The organism is Actinoplanes sp. NPDC051346, assembly GCF_040682215.1.
Taxonomy (GTDB): Bacteria; Actinomycetota; Actinomycetes; order Mycobacteriales; family Micromonosporaceae; genus Actinoplanes.
In genome coordinates this window covers 347,774-363,933 of record NZ_JBFBAJ010000008.1, presented here as the reverse complement: position 1 = coordinate 363,933, position 16,160 = coordinate 347,774, and the positions used below count along the sequence as shown (strand labels likewise).

Sequence of the window (16,160 nt, the reverse complement as noted above, 5' to 3'; positions counted from 1 at the left end):
CCGAGGTCCCGCTCCGGCAGGGCCCCGCCGTCGCGGCTCAGTCGCCGATGCGGCGGAGCAACCCCTCCTGCACCGCGCTCGCGATGTGCACCCCGTCGCGGGTGAGCATCCGGCCGGCGGCCAATCCCCTGCTTCCGCTCGCCGACGGGCTGGTGCAGTCGTAGAGGAACCACTCGTCGGCCCGGAACGGCCGGTGAAACCACAGCGCGTGGTCCAGGCTCGCCCCGATGACGCCGCCCGGGCCCCAGACCTCGCCGTGCACCGACAGCACCGCGTCCAGCAGCGACAGATCCGACGCGTACGTCAACGCGCACGCGTGGATCAGCGGATCGTCCGGCAGCTTGCCGTTGATGCGCATCCAGACGCGCTGCTGCTTGGCGGCGGCGCGGTCGCCCGGCGGCACCCAGCCGGGGGTGTTCACATAGCGCACGTCGATCGCCCGCGGACCCCAGCTCAGCGCCTCCCGACGTTCCGGATATTTGGCGAGCCAGTCGCGGGTCGTCGGGGTCTCCTCCGGACCCGGCACGCCTTCCGGCGGCGCCGAGTGGTGGTCCAGGCCCTCCTCGGCCACCTGGAACGACGCCGACATCAGGAAGATGGCCTTGCCGTGCTGCTGTGCCGTGCACCGGCGCACCGAGAAGGAGCGGCCGTCGCGGACCGTCTCGACCGAGTATTCGATCGGGACCGTGGGATCGCCGGGGCGTACGAAGTAGCTGTGCAGCGAATGCACCGGGCGCTCCGGGTCGACCGTGCGGCCGGCGGCGACGAGGGCCTGCCCGGCCACCTGGCCGCCGAAGACCCGTTGGGCGCCGGTCTGCGGGCTCTCCCCCTCGAACCGGTCAACGTCGAGCTGCTTGAGGTCGAGCACCTCGAGCAGCTGGTCGACCGCGGCCTGCCCCTTGTCGGCGGTCACACGGTCCTCGGGTCGACGAGCGAGCCGAGCTGGTGCACGCGCAGGGTGTTGGTGGAGCCGGGCGCGTTCGGCGGGCTGCCGGCGACGACCACGACGTAATCGCCGGGCTTGGCCAGGCCGAGGCCGAGCATGCTCTGGTCGACCTGGCGGAACATGTCGTCGGTGTGCTCGACGAAGTCCGTCAGGAAGGTCTCGACCCCCCAGGACAGGGCGAGCTGGTCGCGGACCGCGGCCACCGGAGTGAAGGCGAGCAGCGGCAACTCGCAGTGCAGCCGGGACAGGCGGCGCACGGTGTCCCCGGTTTGGGAGAAGGCGACGAGCGCCTTGGCCCCGATGTTGCGGGCGATGCGCGAGGCGGCGACGGTCAGGGCACCGCTATGGGTACGCGGGTCGTGCTGCAGGACCGGCACGCCGAACGCGCCGTTCTCGGTGGTCGTGACGATCTTCGCCATGGTGCTGACGGTGAGCACCGGATATTTGCCGACCGAGGTCTCGCCCGACAGCATGACCGCGTCGGCGCCGTCGAGGACGGCGTTGGCCACGTCGGAGGCCTCGGCGCGGGTCGGCCGCGAATTCTCGATCATCGAGTCGAGCATCTGCGTCGCCACGATGACCGGCTTCGCGTTCTCCCGGCACAGCTGCACGGCGCGCTTCTGCACCAGCGGCACCTCGTCCAGCGGCAACTCCACGCCGAGGTCACCGCGGGCCACCATGACGCCGTCGAAGGCGAGCACGATCGCCTCGAGGTGGGTGACCGCCTCCGGCTTCTCCACCTTGGCGATGACCGGGACGGACCTGCCCTCCTCGGCCATGATCTGGTGCACCAGCTTGATGTCGTCCGGCGAACGCACGAACGACAGCGCCACCAGGTCGACGCCCAGCCGCAGGGCGAAGCGCAGGTCGTCGGCGTCCTTCTCGCTCAGCGCGGGCACGCTGACGGCGACGTTGGGCAGCGACACACCCTTGTTGTTGGAGACCGGGCCACCCTCGGTGACCAGGCACCGGATGTCGTCACCCTGCACCGCGGAAACCTCGACGGCGACCTTGCCGTCGTCGATCAGCAGGCGGTCACCGATCTTGACCTCCTGCGGAAGCCTCTTGTACGTGCAGGAGACCCGCTCCCGCAGGCCCAGGACGTCCTCACTGGTGATCGTCACCACGTCGCCGCTGTTCCACATGTGCGGACCGTCGGCGAACTTACCCAGCCGGATCTTCGGCCCCTGCAGATCGGCGAGGACAGCGACGGCGCGACCGGTCTGCCTCGCCGCGGAGCGCACCAGATCGTAGATCTTCTGGTGGTCGTCCTGAGTGCCGTGGCTGAAGTTCATCCGAGCCACGTCCATGCCCGCCTCGACCAGACCGAGCATGCGCTCGGACGAGGCGGTAGCGGGACCCATGGTGCAAACGATCTTTGCGCGGCGTGTCACAGCCATCAGGCTAGTCTCTCTTTCGGATCGACCCAGGGGCCGACACCCGGTCGGGATGCTTAACTGCGGGTGACGGCGAGGTCTCTCCCTCGGGGGCACGCTGCGCCGGCACAGCGGGCGTCATCGACCGCAAGCCCAGCCTATCGGGCGTTCGCCGGCCGGATCGCGCGCATCCCACTTCCCACCCGTGCGCATCATCGCGTCACCCACTCGAGACACGGTCCGTGTTGCCTGGAGCGAGGCCAGCCCTGGCGAAACCGCGGGCGGACCAGGTGACGGCGAACCGGGGGATAATGACGATCCCGGAGAACGAATTGGCGCGACGGTGGACGCCGGCGGGAAGCCGCGGGAGGACCGGTGATGGGTTGAGCACCTCGGCGGCGGCGTTGGAGGAGACCGCGGCAGCCCTGCGGACCACGGCTGCGGAGATGGCATCGACGGACTCGGTCTCCGCGGAGCGCGTCCGCGGCTCGGCTCGCCGGCTGGACCTGCCGCTTTGAGCAACGATCGGCTCGTCGCGCCGGTACAGGACTCGACGCGCTGGTACACCGGGCTGGGTCTCGTCGAGGATGCGACCCTGATCTGCGCCGGAATTCACGACAACAGCTGGGTGGACGGCACTCTCGGCGGGGTCGGCGGTGCGCTCGACATGCTGTCGTTGGCGATCGACCCGCTGGGCACGCTCGCGTCGTGGGGTGTCGCCTGGCTCATGGAACACGTCAAACCGCTCAAGGACGCGCTCGACTGGCTCGCCGGCAACGCGGATGAGGTTGCCGCGCACGCCGCGACCTGGAAGAACGTGGCGCGGCTCACCGACGAGGCGGCGGCGGAGTTCTCGGCCCGCCTGGCATCCGAGGTGTCGTCCTGGTTCGGAAGCTCCGGGGACGCCTACCGTGATCACGCGGGCAGGCACCTCAAGGTCATGGAGTGCCTCGCCACCGCGGCGAACGGCATCTCGTACGCCGTGGAGGGTGCCGGACTGCTCGTGGCGCTTGTTCGCGGCATCGTGCGCGACCTGATCGCCGACTTCATCGGCACCCTCGCCGCGCGCCTGCCGCAGTGGCTGGCCGAAGCGGGTATCACACTGGGTATCGCCACTCCGCTGGTCATCAGTCAGGTCGGCGTGCTCGTCGCCAAGTGGGTCGACAAGATCCAGCACTTCATCCGGGCACTGTTGAACAGCCTGCGCCGGCTCCATCCGAAGCTCGGCCAGCTCGGCGAGGTACTCACCGGGCTGAAGCGGTACGCCGACGACCTGTCCCGCGGCGGCGTCCCCACCGGCCGCAGCAGCCCGGACGGCCAGGACGGCGGTTCCGGACCCAGCCCCAGCCCCAGCCCCAGCCCCGGCCCCGGGCCCGGATGGTCCCGGCGGCTCCGGCCCGGACAGTCCTTCGTTCGGTGGCTGGCGCGAAGGCGACCCGATCCCGCCGCCGCTCGACGGTGGCGGAGTGCCGACCGATGCCACGCTTAAGGACCACTACCGGAACGAGGCCGACCCGGACGCCGATCCGTGGGACCGGCCGTTCCCGACGACAGTGCACTACATGGATGAAGCCGAACGCGAGGCGCACCGGCTCTTCGTCGACGCCGACGGGCGCCTGCGCGATGCCGCCGGCAACGTCTTCGACTCGACCCGCGGTGCGAGCGTGCACAGAGGCGGTGAGGGCCGTGCGATCTTCGTGATGGACGGGAACGGCAACCTGTACGCGACGCTCGATCAGGAGGTCGGTGTCATCCACCATTCTTCTCTGCTGAGCGGCGCCGACGTTGCCGGGGCCGGCGAGATCAAGGTCATCGACGGCAGGCTCGTCGAGTTCACCGACCGGAGCGGCCACTATCAGCCCGCGCCGGCGGTCAACGATCGGGCGCTCGCCGCGCTTCGTGCGCAGGGTCTGCGGCCCTCCGACGACTTCCAGCAGTTCGGCTTCGACAACAGGGCGCGGTGACATGGACGAGTTGCAGGCGGAAGGCCTGACCAATCACATCCTCTACGGCATCGACCAGGATGAGAACCTGAAGGACCCGGACCTGCTCGACCGGTACGTCACCTTCATGATCAACCAGCGGTACTTCTCCCGCCCGATCGAGGAGTACGAGCAGGCCGTCGCCGCGACGCTGGGCAAGGGGGCGCTGAGCGCGCGAAGCCTCGGGTTCAGCCAGCGGTACGGCGAGGCCGAGCTGCTGGGTTTCCTGGCCGACCTCTTCCAGCGGATGCAGGATCGCAAGCCCTGGCCCCGCCCGCCGTTCCGCAAGATTCCGGCGAGCCGATGGGACGACGTGGCGCTCGATGAGGTCGTCGCGCGCGTCAGGCTCTCGCAGATGCAGTTGCAGGGATATCTGAAGAGATTCGACCGGGTCCCTCTCGGCGACGGCAAGGTCCCGGTCATCCTGCTCGAGCTGCGCACCGGGGAGAGGGTCGCGGTGATCGGTTCAGCTGACCCGCGCGAGTCCTTCACGGTGCTGCGACGTCGCCAGGACGACCAGCGCCAGGTCCTCCAGCATTTCCTGGAGTGCACCGAGATCCCCGCGGACGCGGTCGAGCCGCTGGGCTGACGCGGGCGGGACGGCCGCCGGGGCCGTCCCGCCCGCGGGCCGCGTCAGCGGGCGGCGGCCAGGGGCTGCGACGACGGGCGTACGGGTGCCGGCAGGTCGCCGTGCGCGCCGAGGTAGCGGTGGATAGCCGCGGCTGCCGAGCGGCCCTCCGCGATCGCCCACACGATCAGCGAGGCGCCCCGGTGCATGTCGCCGGCGACGAACACGCCGTCCGCCGAGGTCTGCCAGTCCTCGCGGGCGTCCACCGCGCCGCGGGCGTTGCGGGTTACGCCGAACTGGTCCAGGAGTGGCTGTTGCTCCGTACCTTCGAATCCGATCGCGAGCAGGACCAGGTCGGCGCGCAGGTCGCGCTCGGAGCCGGGGGTAACGGTGACCGTGCGGCGGCCGTCGATCCGCTCGACGACGACGTCGGCGACTCGGACCGCCGTGACGTTGCCTTGGCCATCGTCCACGAATTCCTGGACCGCCACGCCGAAGACCCGCTCGCCGCCCTCCTCGTGTGCCGGGTAGTTGCGCAGGATGACGGGCCAGGTCGGCCACGGGTGGAGGTCTCCCGCACGGACGTCCGGGGGCAGTGGGTACTGGTCGAGCTGGATGACGTTGGTCGCGCCCTGGCGGTGGGCGACGCCGAGGCAGTCGGCGCCGGTGTCGCCGCCGCCGATGATCACGACGTGCTTGTCCTTGGCGTCGATCGGGGCCGACTGCTGCAGGCCGGCGACCACCCGGTTGGCGGGGACGAGATGTTCCATGGCCAGGTGTACGCCGGCGAGCTGACGTCCCGGCGTCTCCAGGGCGTCCCGGCCGGCCAGGGCACCGCACGTCAGCAGCACGGCGTCGAAACGCTCGCGCAGGTCGTCGGCGGTCACGTCGACGCCGACGTTCACGCCGGTCTGGAACACCACGCCCTCGGCCTCCATCTGCGCGAGGCGGGCGTCGACGCGGTCCTTCTCGAGCTTGAAGTCGGGGATGCCGTAGCGCAGCAGGCCGCCGATGCGGTCGTCGCGCTCGAAGACCGTCACCGCGTGCCCGGCCCGGGCCAGTTGCTGCGCGGCGGCCAGTCCGGCGGGTCCGGAACCCACGACGGCGACGGACCTGCCGGACCGCGTCACGGGCGGCTGCGGCTTGACGTACCCGAGGTCGAAGGCGTGGTTGGCGATCTCGACCTCGACCTGCTTGATGGTGACCGGGTCGTCGGAGATGCCGAGCACGCAGGCCGCCTCGCAGGGCGCGGGGCAGAGCCGGCCGGTGAACTCCGGGAAGTTGTTCGTGGCGTGCAGGCTCTCGGCCGCCGACGCCCAGGCTCCGGTGCGCACCAGGTCGTTCCAGTCCGGGATGCGGTTGCCGAGCGGGCAGCCCTCGTGGCAGAAGGGGATGCCGCAGTCCATGCACCGCGTGGCCTGGTCGCGGATGAGATCCTCGCCGGCCTGGGGATAGACCTCCCGCCAGTCGCGGATGCGCACCGGCACCGGGCGTCGCGCCGGGAGCTGGCGCTCGTAGCGCAGGAATCCGTTCGGATCAGGCACGGGAGACCCCCATAACCGCCTCGTCGACGTCGCGACCGGCAGCCTCGGCGGTCTTGATCAGTTCCATCACTCGCTTGTAGTCGCGCGGTACGACGGCGGTGAACTCCGCCACCGCGGTGGACCAGTCCCGCAGCAGCCGCTGTGCGACGGCCGAGCCGGTCTCGGCGTAGTGCCTGGTCACCAGGCCGTGCAGCAGTTCCCGCTCGTCGCCGGTGAGCGGTGCCAGGTCGACCAGTTCGGGGTTGACCAGGCTCTGGTCGAGGCCGAGCACGAACGCCTTGCCGCCGCTCATGCCGGCGGCGAAGTTGCGTCCGATCGCGCCGAGCACCACCACGACGCCGCCGGTCATGTACTCGCAGCCGTGGTCGCCGATGCCCTCGACGACCGCCGACGCGCCGGAGTTGCGCACCGCGAACCGCTCCCCCGCGCGGCCGCGCAGGAACACCTCGCCGGCGGTGGCGCCGTACAGGATGGTGTTGCCGGCGATGATGTTCTCCTCGGCGGCGAACGGCGCCTCCTCGGCGGGCCGCACGACGACCCGGCCGCCGGAGAGTCCCTTGGCGACGTAGTCGTTGGTGTCGCCGATGAGCCGCAGGGTCACGCCGCGCGGCAGGAACGCGCCGAACGACTGGCCGCCGGTGCCCCGCAGGGTGAAGGCGATGGTGTCGTCGGGCAGGCCGTTGCCGCCGTAACGCCGGGCGACCTCGCCGCCGAGCATCGCGCCCACGCTGCGGTGGTCGTTGCGGACCGTGAGCTCGGCGCGGACCTCGCGGCCGTCGGCGAGCGCCGGTTCGGCGAGCGCGATGAGCTCGTTGTCGAGGGCCTTGTCGAGGCCGTGGTCCTGCGCGACGACGCCGCGCCGGGCGGCGCCCTCCGGCAGATCCGGCACGTGCAGCACCGGGGCCAGGTCGAGGCCCTGGGCCTTCCAGTGGTGCAGGGCCGGTGCCACGTCGAGCACCTCGGCGTGCCCGATGGCCTCGTCGATGCTGCGGAAGCCCAGCTCGGCCAGGTAGCCGCGGACCTCCTCGGCGAGGAACAGGAAGAAGTTCTCCACGAATTCCGGCTTGCCGGTGAAGCGCTCGCGCAGCACCGGGTTCTGCGTGGCGATGCCGACCGGGCAGGTGTCCAGGTGGCAGACGCGCATCATGATGCAGCCGGAGACGATCAGCGGCGCGGTCGCGAACCCGAACTCCTCGGCGCCCAGCAGTGCCGCGATCACCACGTCGCGTCCGGTCTTGAGCTGGCCGTCGACCTGCACGGTGACCCGGTCGCGCAGCTTGTTGAGCAGCAGCGTCTGCTGGGCCTCGGCCAGGCCGAGCTCCCACGGCGAGCCGGCGTGTTTGAGGGAGTTCAGCGGCGACGCGCCCGTTCCGCCGTCGTGGCCGGAGATCAGGATCACGTCGGCCTTGAGCTTGGCCACGCCCGCCGCTACGGTGCCGACCCCGATCTCGGAGACCAACTTGACGTGTACGCGCGCAGCCGGGTTCACGTTCTTGAGGTCGTGCACCAGCTGGGCGAGGTCCTCGATGGAGTAGATGTCGTGGTGCGGCGGCGGGGAGATCAGGCCGACCCCGGGGGTGGCGTGCCGGGTCTTGGCGATCCACGGCCACACCTTGTTGCCGGGCAGCTGGCCGCCCTCGCCGGGCTTCGCGCCCTGCGCCATCTTGATCTGCAGGTCGTCGGCGTTGACCAGGTATTCCGTGGTCACCCCGAAGCGGCCGGAGGCGATCTGCTTGACGCTGGAGCGCCGAGCCGGGTCGTAGAGGCGCTCGACGTCCTCGCCGCCCTCGCCGGTGTTGGACTTGCCGCCGAGCCGGTTCATCGCGATCGCGAGCGTCTCGTGCGACTCCGCCGAGATCGAGCCGTAGGACATGGCGCCGGTGGCGAACCGCTTGACGATCTCGCTGGCCGGTTCGACCTCGCTGATGTCGATCGCCGGGCGGTCGGAGCGGAAGCGGAACAGCCCGCGCAGCGACCCCGTCTCGGCCGCCAGAGCGTCCACTTTCTCCGTGTACTGACGGAAGACGTCGTACTGCTTCGATCGCGTGGCGTGCTGCAGCAGGAAGACGGTCTCCGGGTTGAACAGGTGGACCTCGCCCTCGCGACGCCACTGGTATTCGCCGCCGACCTCGAGGCGGCGGTGGCTGCGCTCGGCCGGGTTCTTCGGGTACGCCTTGGCGTGCCGCGCCGCCACCTCGGCGTGGATCTCGGCGAGTCCGGCGCCGCCGATGCGCCCCCAGGTGCCGGCGAAGTAGCGCTGGAGGAGCTCGTCGGCGAGGCCGACCGCCTCGAACACCTGGGCGCCGCAATACGACGACACGGTGGAGATGCCCATCTTGGACATGATCTTCAGGACGCCCTTGCCGAGCGCCTTGACGTAGTTGCCGATCGCCTTGCCCGCCTCCATGCCGGCGAGCGGGCCGGTGGCGATGAGGTCCTCGACGCTCTCGAAGGCCAGGTACGGGTTGACCGCGGCGGCGCCGTACCCGATCAGCACGGCCGCGTGGTGCACCTCCCGGCAGTCGCCGCTCTCCACGACGAGCGCGACCTGCGTGCGGGTCTGCTCCCGCACCAGGTGCTGGTGCACGGCGGCGGTGAGCAGCAGCGACGGGATCGGCGCCAGGTCGGCGTTGGAGTCGCGGTCGGACAGCACGAGGATGCGGACGCCGTCTTCGATGGCCTCCGAGACGTGCCGGCAGATCTCGGTGAGGCGGGCCTTCATGCCCTCCTCGCCGTCGCGCAACGGGTAGAGCCCGGAGACCCGGACCGCCTTGAAGCCGGGCAGGTCGCCGTCCTCGTCGATGGAGAGCAGCTTGGCCAGCTCGTCGTTGTCGAGGATCGGCCACGGCACCACCACCTGGCGGCAGCTGGCCGGCCCCGGGTCGAGCAGGTTGCCCTCCGGCCCCAGGGTCGACGACAGGCTGGTCACCAGCTCCTCGCGGATCGCGTCCAGCGGCGGGTTGGTGACCTGCGCGAACAGCTGATGGAAGTAGTCGAACAGCAGCCGGGGCCGGGTGGACAGCGGCGAGATCGGGGTGTCGGTGCCCATCGAGCCGAGCGGCTCGGCGCCGGCCCGGGCCATCGGCGCCACCAGGATCTTCAGCTCCTCCTCGGTGTAGCCGAAGACCTGCTGGCGGCGCATCACCGAGTCGTGCGTGTAGAGGACGTGCTCGCGCGGGGGCAGGTCGCGCAGGTCGATCAGCCCGGCGTGCAGCCACTCGTCGTACGGCTTCTCGGCGGCGAGCTCGGCCTTGATCTCGTCGTCGTGCACGATGCGGCCGGCGGCGGTGTCGACCAGGAACATGCGACCCGGCTGGAGCCGCCCCTTGGCGACGACGGTGGCCGGGTCGAGGTCGAGCACGCCCGCCTCGGAGCCGAGCACGACCAGCCCGTCGCTGGTGTGCCACCAGCGGCCCGGGCGCAGGCCGTTGCGGTCGAGGACCGCGCCGATGACCGTGCCGTCGGTGAACGCCACGCTCGCCGGGCCGTCCCACGGCTCCATCAGGCTGGCGTGGAAGCGATAGAAGGCCCGCCGAGCCGGGTCCATGCCCGGGTCGTTTTCCCACGCTTCGGGAATCATCATCAGGACGGCGTGCGGCAGGCTGCGCCCCGCCAGGTGCAGCAACTCCAGGACGGCGTCGAAGTTGGCCGAGTCGGAGGCCTCAGGCGTGCAGACCGGGAACAGCCGCTTGATGCTGCCGGGCAGCTCGGGCGAGGCGAGCAGCGCCTCGCGGGCGGCCATCCAGTTCCGGTTGCCGCGGATCGTGTTGATCTCGCCGTTGTGCGCGATGAACCGGTAAGGGTGGGCCAGCGGCCACGAGGGGAACGTGTTCGTCGAGAATCGCGAGTGGACCAACGCGATGGCGCTGTCGACGCGCTCGTCGGTCAGATCCGGGAAGAACTCCGGAAGCTGGTCGGGCGTGAGCATGCCCTTGTAGGTGATGGTGCGCGCGGACAGCGACGGGAAGTAGGCGCCGATGCCGCGCTGCGAGGTCTCCCGCTCCGCCTGCTTGCGGATGCAGTACGCGACGATGTCGAGGTCGATGCCGGACAGCCGCTCGCCGGCCCGCCCGTTCCCCGCGCCGGTGAGCCGGCGCGCCGCCAGGAAGACCTGCTTGATCGCGGGCCGGGCCGCCTCCGCGCTCTCGCCCAGCCCGGACGCGTCCACGGGAACGTCGCGCCAGCCGAGGATGTCGCCGCCCTCGACCAGGGCGTACTTCTCGAAGACGGCGATCGCGCGGGCCGCCTCGGAGGAATCGGTCGGAAGGAAGACCAGGCCGGTCGCGTACGCACCGGGCTCGGGCAGCGCGAAATCCACGACCTCGCGCAGGAAGGCGTCCGGAACCTGGAGCATGATGCCGGCGCCGTCACCGGTGTTGTACTCGGCGCCACGCGCGCCGCGGTGATCGAGGCGGATGAGCGCGGACAGACCCTTGGCTACCACATCGTGGGATCGCCGGCCGTGCAGATCGGCGACGAAGGCGACACCGCACGCGTCGCGCTCGTGCTGCGGGTCGTACAAACCCTGGGGGTGCGGAAAAGCCACCGGGCCTCCGATCGTCACGAATGTTTCCGTTCAAGGTCGGGACGACGTCGGCCCAGCAGAGTCTCTCGATACTACGTTAGGAGTCACCGATCTCCGCCAGGTACGGATGGATCACACTTTGTGGTGGCGGGTTCGGTAGTCTCGCGCGGTGGCGCTAGAGGATACCGACGTCTTCACCCGGCTGGAACGTTTCTACGATTCCGTGCCCCGCGATGCCACCGTCACGGAGGACATCGGCGAATTCGTACTCTTCATCCGCGAGGGAGCGGGGTGGCCCTACTACGCGCGGCCCCGGGTCGGGGGTGAAACCCCCTCCGCCGCCGACGTCACCGCCGTGCGCGCCCGGCAACGGGAGCTCGGCGTCCCCGAGGCCTTCGAGTGGGTGCACGAGACGACGCCGGACCTGCTGGCCATCGCCCGCTCCGCCGGTCTCGAGGTGCTGCTCGCCCCGCTGATGGTGCTCGACCGGGCCGCGCTGGTGCCGGACCTGCCCGTCGTCGGCGCCGCGATCCGCTTCCTCGACCCGGCCCTGCCCGGCTTCGCCGCCGACATCGCGGCCAGCCGGGCCGTCGCCCACCTGGGCTTCGGCGCCCCCACGTCGGCGACCGGGGCCGCACCGACGACGGACCGGGCCGGCGACCTGGCGAAGGAGCCGGCCGACCCCGCGCAGCGGGACGCGTTCCCCGACCCGGCCGAGGACGTGATCGCCGACCAGACCCGCCGGCACGCCTCGGGCCGCTTCTTCAGCGCGGTCGTCGAGTCTCCCGCCGAGGGCATCATCGCGAGCGGCTCGGTCCAACGCGTCGGCGGCGTCGCCGAGGTGGCGGGCGTGGCGACGCTCCCGTCGGCCCGGCGCCGCGGGTACGCCTCGCAGCTCACCGCCAGCCTGGCCCGCCGCGCCCTCGAGGCCGGCGACGACCTGGTGTTCCTGTCGGCGGGCGACGACGACACCGCCCGCCTCTACTCGCGGGTGGGCTTCCGCCGCATCGGAACGGCCTGCATCGCCGCCCCCGCCGTCGCACCGGTCTGAGCCGCCCTCGCGCCGCGTCGCCGTCGCGTCGCGGTCGCGTCGCGGTCGCGTCGCCGTCGCGTCGCCGTCGCGTCGCCGTCGCGTCGCCGTCGCGTCGCCGTCGCGTCGCCGTCGCGTCGCGGTCGCGTCGCCGTCGCGTCGCGGTCGCGTCGTCGCCGGAGAATTTCCTCTGGAGTGCGGCGGGTCTTCCCGGCATGCTGTCGCCCATGATCGATTGGTTGAACTCCCCCGCGGTCACGGCGTTCGGCGCCGCCACGACCTGGGCCGAACTGCTCGGCTTCGTCACCGGCCTGCTGACCGTGGGCCTGTTGGTCGGTCGGCACATCCTGAACTGGCCGGTCGGCATCCTCAACGTCCTGCTGCTGATCGTCGTGTTCTGGTCCGTCGGCCTCTACGCCGACGCCGCGCTGCAGGTGCTGTATGTGGTGCTCGGCGCCTACGGCTGGTGGTCCTGGCTCTACGGCGGTCACGACCGGACCGCGCTGAAGGTCCGCACCACCACCCGCGCCGAGTGGGTCGGGCTGGCGCTCGCCGGAGCCGTGGTGACCGTCGGGCTGTGGCTCTTCCTGGACCGACTCACCGGCTCCACGGTGCCGCTCGCCGACGCGCTCACCACCGCGCTCTCCCTGCTCGCGACGTACGGTCAGACGCGCAAGCTGGTGGAGAGCTGGTGGATCTGGATCGTCGCGGACCTGATCTACATCCCGCTCTACGCCTACAAGGACCTGTGGCTCACCGCGATCCTGTACGTCGCCTTCCTCATCCTCTGCGTGCTGGGACTCCGCGCGTGGCGGGCCGCGCTCGTCCGACTCGCGCCCGCGGCGGTCGCCCGGTGACGTACGGGCACGGCCTGATCGTGGGCAAGTTCTATCCGCCGCACGCCGGACACCACGCGCTCATCGACGCGGCGGCCGCCGCCTGCGACCGGCTCACCGTGGTGGTGGCCCCGTCCCGGCGCGAGAGCATCCCGCTCGAGCCACGGCTGTCCTGGCTGCGCGAGGCACACGGAAACGTCACCTTCGTCGGCGTCTACGACGACCACCCGATCGACTACGCCGACCCCCAGGTCTGGGACCTGCACATGGCCGTCTTCCGCGCCGCGGCGGGCACGGACCGGGTCGACGCCGTGTTCTCCTCCGAGGCGTACGGGGTCGAACTCGCCCGCCGCTTCCACGCCGTACCCGTGATCGTCGACCTGGACCGCACGGCCGTGCCCGTCTCCGGGACGGCGATCCGCGCGGACCCGGTCGCGCACTGGAACTCCCTCGGTCCCGGAGCCCGCGGCTGGCTGGCCAAACGGGTGATCGTGGTCGGCGCCGAATCCACCGGCACCACCACCATGGCCCGGGCCCTGGCCCGACACTTCCGGCTGCGCGGCGGCGTCTGGGCGGGCACGCGCTGGGTCCCCGAGTACGGCCGGGAGCTCACCGAACGCAAGCTGGCCGCCCTGCGCCGACGCCGCCCCGACGCGACCGTCTTCGACGTGACGTGGGATCGCGACGACTTCGCCACGGTAGCGACCGAGCAGAACGCCGCGGAGGACGCGGCCGCCCGCGCCGGCTCCCCGGTGCTCTTCGGCGACACCGACGCGTTCGCGACGACGATCTGGGAAGAGCGCTATTTGGGCAGCACATCGCCGGCAGTTCGGGCACAGGTGCGACCACCCGACCTGTATCTGCTCACCGACGATGTCGGGGTGCCGTTCGACGACGACGGGCTCCGCGACGGGGAGTCGATCCGGCCCTGGATGACCGGCCGGTTCCGCAGCGAACTGGCTGCTCAGGGCGTACCCCATCACGTCTTGACCGGCGGTTACGCACAACGGCTCCGCGCGGCAGTCTCGGCGACGGACGCGGTGCTCGCGCGGGGGTGGCAGTTCGCCACGCCTTTGCGGCCGGCGGTGGACAGCGCCTTGAACAATGTCGGGCCATGAACCCTCAGCCCCAGTCGGGACCTCTGGATGGACTGCTGCGCGCTGTCGGGGAATACCCGCGCCGCGCACCGCTGACCCTCGGCTACGTCTGCCTGCTCCTGGCCGTCCACGCCGTGGTCCACCTCGGTCTGCCCGAGGACCGGGCGGACCGCCTGCTGGACTACGTCAGCACCAACCTGGACAACCTCCAGAACCATCCGGTGACCGCGATGCTCGCCAGCGTGCTGTTCATCCAGACACCGCTCACGGACGTCACATCCCTCGAGTTCGTCGGCACGGTGATCACCCTGGGTCTCGGCGTCTGCGGCTTCCTCGCCTGGGCGGAACACCGCTGGGGCAAGCGGCGCGCCGTGGCCCTCTTCCTCTTCGGCCATGTCGCCGCGACTCTGCTCACCGCCGTCGTCATCACCGTCGCCCTGCGGGAGGGCTGGTATCCGGCGGCCGTGCGGCACGCCCCGGACTTCGGAATCAGCTACGGCGCGCAGACCGTGCTGGCGATCGGCACCCTCGCCGTTCCTCGCTGGGGGCGGCTGCCCTGGGCGCTCTTCGTTCTCGCCTGGCCCATCGGCGGGGCCGACGACTCGACCGGGCCGCTGCCCGACTTCGCCACGGTCGGCCATCTGGTCGCGGCGACGCTGGGCTTCGCGTTGCTCGCCGTCCCGGCTGTGCGGCGGCCGCGCGCCGTTACGGGTCACGGCGCCGGGCCGGGCCCGAGCCGTGTTCCGGAACCGACGTCACCGGCAGGCGTCCCGGATCCGCTGCCGTAAGGCCACGGCCTTTGAAGGATCTGTTCCACGGTCGCGCTCTCCAGCAGCGCTGCGCCTTGGGCCCACTCGATCCGATACTTGTCGGGCTGGTGCAGTCCCCGAGCCGCGTCGATCGGCCGGCCCTGCTCGCCGCGCGCCGCGATGCTCGGACTGGCGCCTCGATCGAGCAGGCGCCGCAGGACGTGCAAGCGAACGGCATGTTGTCCGGCTGCCCACGGCACGGTACCGGTGGCCGCGGCGTACCACAGCGCGGTGCGTCCACCGCTGTCCACCGCGTCGATCGGGCAGCCGGCGCCGAGGAGACTGTCGACAATCTCCAGCGCCGCCTCAGCAGTGCCCACTCGCCCTGAGGCCACCTCGTGCAGCGGCGTGTTGTTAAAGACCGTGAGGGCTGACGCGTCCGCGCCGGCGGCCAGCAGCACCGCGACGACCCCGGACGCCGCCATCCCGGCGGCTATATGCAACGGCGTGTATTTGCGGTAGTTGCCAGCATCCACGACGGCGCCTGCCGCCACCAGCCGAGCCACTTCCGGCCCATCGCCAGCCCTGGCGGCAATGTGCAGCGGCCCCTCCCGCAGAGCGTCCATGCGTGCACACTAGTGATCGATTCTCACGCTTCTCCGGCAGCCAGAAAATTCGTGATCATCATTGCTCGCCCTCCGCTACGGTGCTCGCGATGGCAGAGTTCGTACACATCACCAGCACGCGGGCGGCTCAACGTATCCAGCGCTCGGGTATCGCCGCGCGCAGCTTCGGAGGTGCCGGCGGACGCGGCGTCTACTGCATGCCCGTGCTCCCGTCGTTCACGCTCACCTATCAATGGGTACGAGAGTTGCGGCGCTGGAAGCCCGGCGTGCTGGTCGCGGTGCAGCTGCGGCTGGGCGACGACGAGCCGGTATCGGTAGGCCACTACGGTGCCCCACCGCGGCGAGTCACCGCCGCGGAGGCGGTCGCTGTGGTTCGTGGCCTGGATGATCCGCGAGGCTATGAGGTGTTCGTGCCCCGGACGATCACAGCGGCCGAGGTGCGGCGGGTCCGTGCTGTGCCGCAGGGGGTGGGCTGGCGTTATGTGCCAGGAGCCCACGGCCGCCGCCCGTGCCCGTGCCCGGGCTGCGTGCCCCGGGGCGGGTACAAGGTGGCGAAGCTGCGCCGGCGGTTTCCCTACGATGAGCCGCCCCGGCCGAAGAGCGAGCTGATGGCGCGGTTGCGGGCCGCGGGCACCGCCGATGAGATCATCGACGTGCTCAGCGAGCTGGGTCGGGGCCGGCGCGGCGGCGCCGAGGAACTGGCCTATCTGGTCGATCACCCGGACCCGTATGTCCGTGACACCCTGGACAGCGTCCTACAGGTCTATCGGGGCCGCGAGGCGCGGCGGCTGCGTCAACGGCTGCAGGACAACGAACCGGCCGCGCCGGACCCCGACATCTCCTGCACGCTTAGGTCACCGGTCGAGTAATGGAGTGGTATG

General features: G+C 71.0%; 13 protein-coding genes. 8 read left to right on the top strand and 5 right to left on the bottom strand.

Going from position 1 to position 16,160, the window contains the following annotated elements:
• Window positions 1–37: 37 nt before the first annotated feature.
• Complete coding sequence (locus AB0M36_RS22120; protein WP_364160316.1) at window positions 38–913, bottom strand: acyl-CoA thioesterase II; 876 nt, start codon at window positions 911–913, stop codon at window positions 38–40.
• Window positions 910–2,346 carry a pyruvate kinase gene (pyk, locus tag AB0M36_RS22115; protein WP_364160314.1) on the bottom strand — a complete coding sequence of 479 codons (1,437 nt, stop codon included), beginning with the start codon at window positions 2,344–2,346 and terminating at the stop codon, window positions 910–912. The genes AB0M36_RS22120 and pyk overlap by 4 nt, the downstream gene beginning before the upstream one ends.
• A gap of 490 nt (window positions 2,347–2,836) precedes the next feature.
• On the opposite strand from pyk, the gene AB0M36_RS22110 reads away from it, so the two are divergent.
• From AB0M36_RS22110 to AB0M36_RS22100, 3 genes are read left to right on the top strand one after another with little or no spacing between them, the layout of a single operon-like run.
• On the top strand, window positions 2,837–3,811 hold the full coding sequence (locus tag AB0M36_RS22110) for a hypothetical protein (protein WP_364160312.1): 975 nt from the start codon (window positions 2,837–2,839) through the stop codon (window positions 3,809–3,811).
• A complete protein-coding gene (locus AB0M36_RS22105) occupies window positions 3,789–4,286 on the top strand; it encodes a hypothetical protein (RefSeq protein ID WP_364160310.1) in 498 nt (165 codons plus the stop codon). The genes AB0M36_RS22110 and AB0M36_RS22105 overlap by 23 nt, the downstream gene beginning before the upstream one ends.
• 1 nt (window position 4,287) lies before the next feature.
• Window positions 4,288–4,893 carry a hypothetical protein gene (locus AB0M36_RS22100; RefSeq protein ID WP_364160308.1) on the top strand — a complete coding sequence of 202 codons (606 nt, stop codon included), beginning with the start codon at window positions 4,288–4,290 and terminating at the stop codon, window positions 4,891–4,893.
• Window positions 4,894–4,937: 44 nt separating this feature from the next.
• Here the strand turns inward: AB0M36_RS22100 and AB0M36_RS22095 are convergent, their stop codons facing one another.
• Window positions 4,938–6,416 (bottom strand): glutamate synthase subunit beta, encoded by a 1,479-nt coding sequence (locus AB0M36_RS22095; RefSeq protein WP_364160306.1) that lies wholly within the window; start codon window positions 6,414–6,416, stop codon window positions 4,938–4,940.
• Window positions 6,409–10,980: a glutamate synthase large subunit gene (gltB, locus tag AB0M36_RS22090; RefSeq protein ID WP_364160304.1), complete on the bottom strand. Its 4,572-nt coding sequence runs from the start codon at window positions 10,978–10,980 to the stop codon at window positions 6,409–6,411. The genes AB0M36_RS22095 and gltB overlap by 8 nt, the downstream gene beginning before the upstream one ends.
• Before the next feature lie 130 nt (window positions 10,981–11,110).
• Here gltB and AB0M36_RS22085 point away from each other — a divergent pair, with 130 nt between their 5' ends.
• The 4 genes from AB0M36_RS22085 (at window position 11,111) to AB0M36_RS22070 (ending at window position 14,692) form a co-directional block, all read left to right on the top strand.
• Window positions 11,111–11,992 carry a GNAT family N-acetyltransferase gene (locus AB0M36_RS22085; RefSeq protein WP_364160302.1) on the top strand — a complete coding sequence of 294 codons (882 nt, stop codon included), beginning with the start codon at window positions 11,111–11,113 and terminating at the stop codon, window positions 11,990–11,992.
• A 206-nt stretch (window positions 11,993–12,198) separates the two neighbouring features.
• The gene (gene pnuC / locus AB0M36_RS22080; protein WP_364160300.1) at window positions 12,199–12,828 is read left to right on the top strand and encodes a nicotinamide riboside transporter PnuC; all 630 of its coding nucleotides are present in this window, start codon (window positions 12,199–12,201) and stop codon (window positions 12,826–12,828) included.
• The gene (locus AB0M36_RS22075) at window positions 12,825–13,925 is read left to right on the top strand and encodes an AAA family ATPase (RefSeq protein ID WP_364160298.1); all 1,101 of its coding nucleotides are present in this window, start codon (window positions 12,825–12,827) and stop codon (window positions 13,923–13,925) included. The genes pnuC and AB0M36_RS22075 overlap by 4 nt, the downstream gene beginning before the upstream one ends.
• On the top strand, window positions 13,922–14,692 hold the full coding sequence (locus AB0M36_RS22070) for a rhomboid-like protein (protein ID WP_364160296.1): 771 nt from the start codon (window positions 13,922–13,924) through the stop codon (window positions 14,690–14,692). Before AB0M36_RS22075 ends, AB0M36_RS22070 begins: the two co-directional genes overlap by 4 nt.
• Here AB0M36_RS22070 and AB0M36_RS22065 read toward each other — a convergent pair.
• Complete coding sequence (locus AB0M36_RS22065; protein WP_364160294.1) at window positions 14,617–15,279, bottom strand: ankyrin repeat domain-containing protein; 663 nt, start codon at window positions 15,277–15,279, stop codon at window positions 14,617–14,619. The genes AB0M36_RS22070 and AB0M36_RS22065 overlap by 76 nt on opposite strands.
• Before the next feature lie 89 nt (window positions 15,280–15,368).
• Here AB0M36_RS22065 and AB0M36_RS22060 point away from each other — a divergent pair, with 89 nt between their 5' ends.
• Window positions 15,369–16,148, top strand: a complete 780-nt coding sequence (locus tag AB0M36_RS22060) for a HEAT repeat domain-containing protein (protein ID WP_364160292.1) — start codon at window positions 15,369–15,371, stop codon at window positions 16,146–16,148.
• Window positions 16,149–16,160 lie beyond the last annotated feature (12 nt).

What these genes read in the sequence shown, in the direction of transcription:
- pyk (WP_364160314.1), bottom strand. Translation starts at nt 2,346, where the DNA reads ATGGCTGTGACACGCCGCGCAAAGATCGTTTGCACCATGGGTCCCGCT.
- AB0M36_RS22100 (WP_364160308.1), top strand. Translation starts at nt 4,288, where the DNA reads ATGGACGAGTTGCAGGCGGAAGGCCTGACCAATCACATCCTCTACGGC.
- pnuC (WP_364160300.1), top strand. Translation starts at nt 12,199, where the DNA reads ATGATCGATTGGTTGAACTCCCCCGCGGTCACGGCGTTCGGCGCCGCC.
- AB0M36_RS22070 (WP_364160296.1), top strand. Translation starts at nt 13,922, where the DNA reads ATGAACCCTCAGCCCCAGTCGGGACCTCTGGATGGACTGCTGCGCGCT.
- AB0M36_RS22065 (WP_364160294.1), bottom strand. Translation starts at nt 15,279, where the DNA reads ATGGACGCTCTGCGGGAGGGGCCGCTGCACATTGCCGCCAGGGCTGGC.
- AB0M36_RS22060 (WP_364160292.1), top strand. Translation starts at nt 15,369, where the DNA reads ATGGCAGAGTTCGTACACATCACCAGCACGCGGGCGGCTCAACGTATC.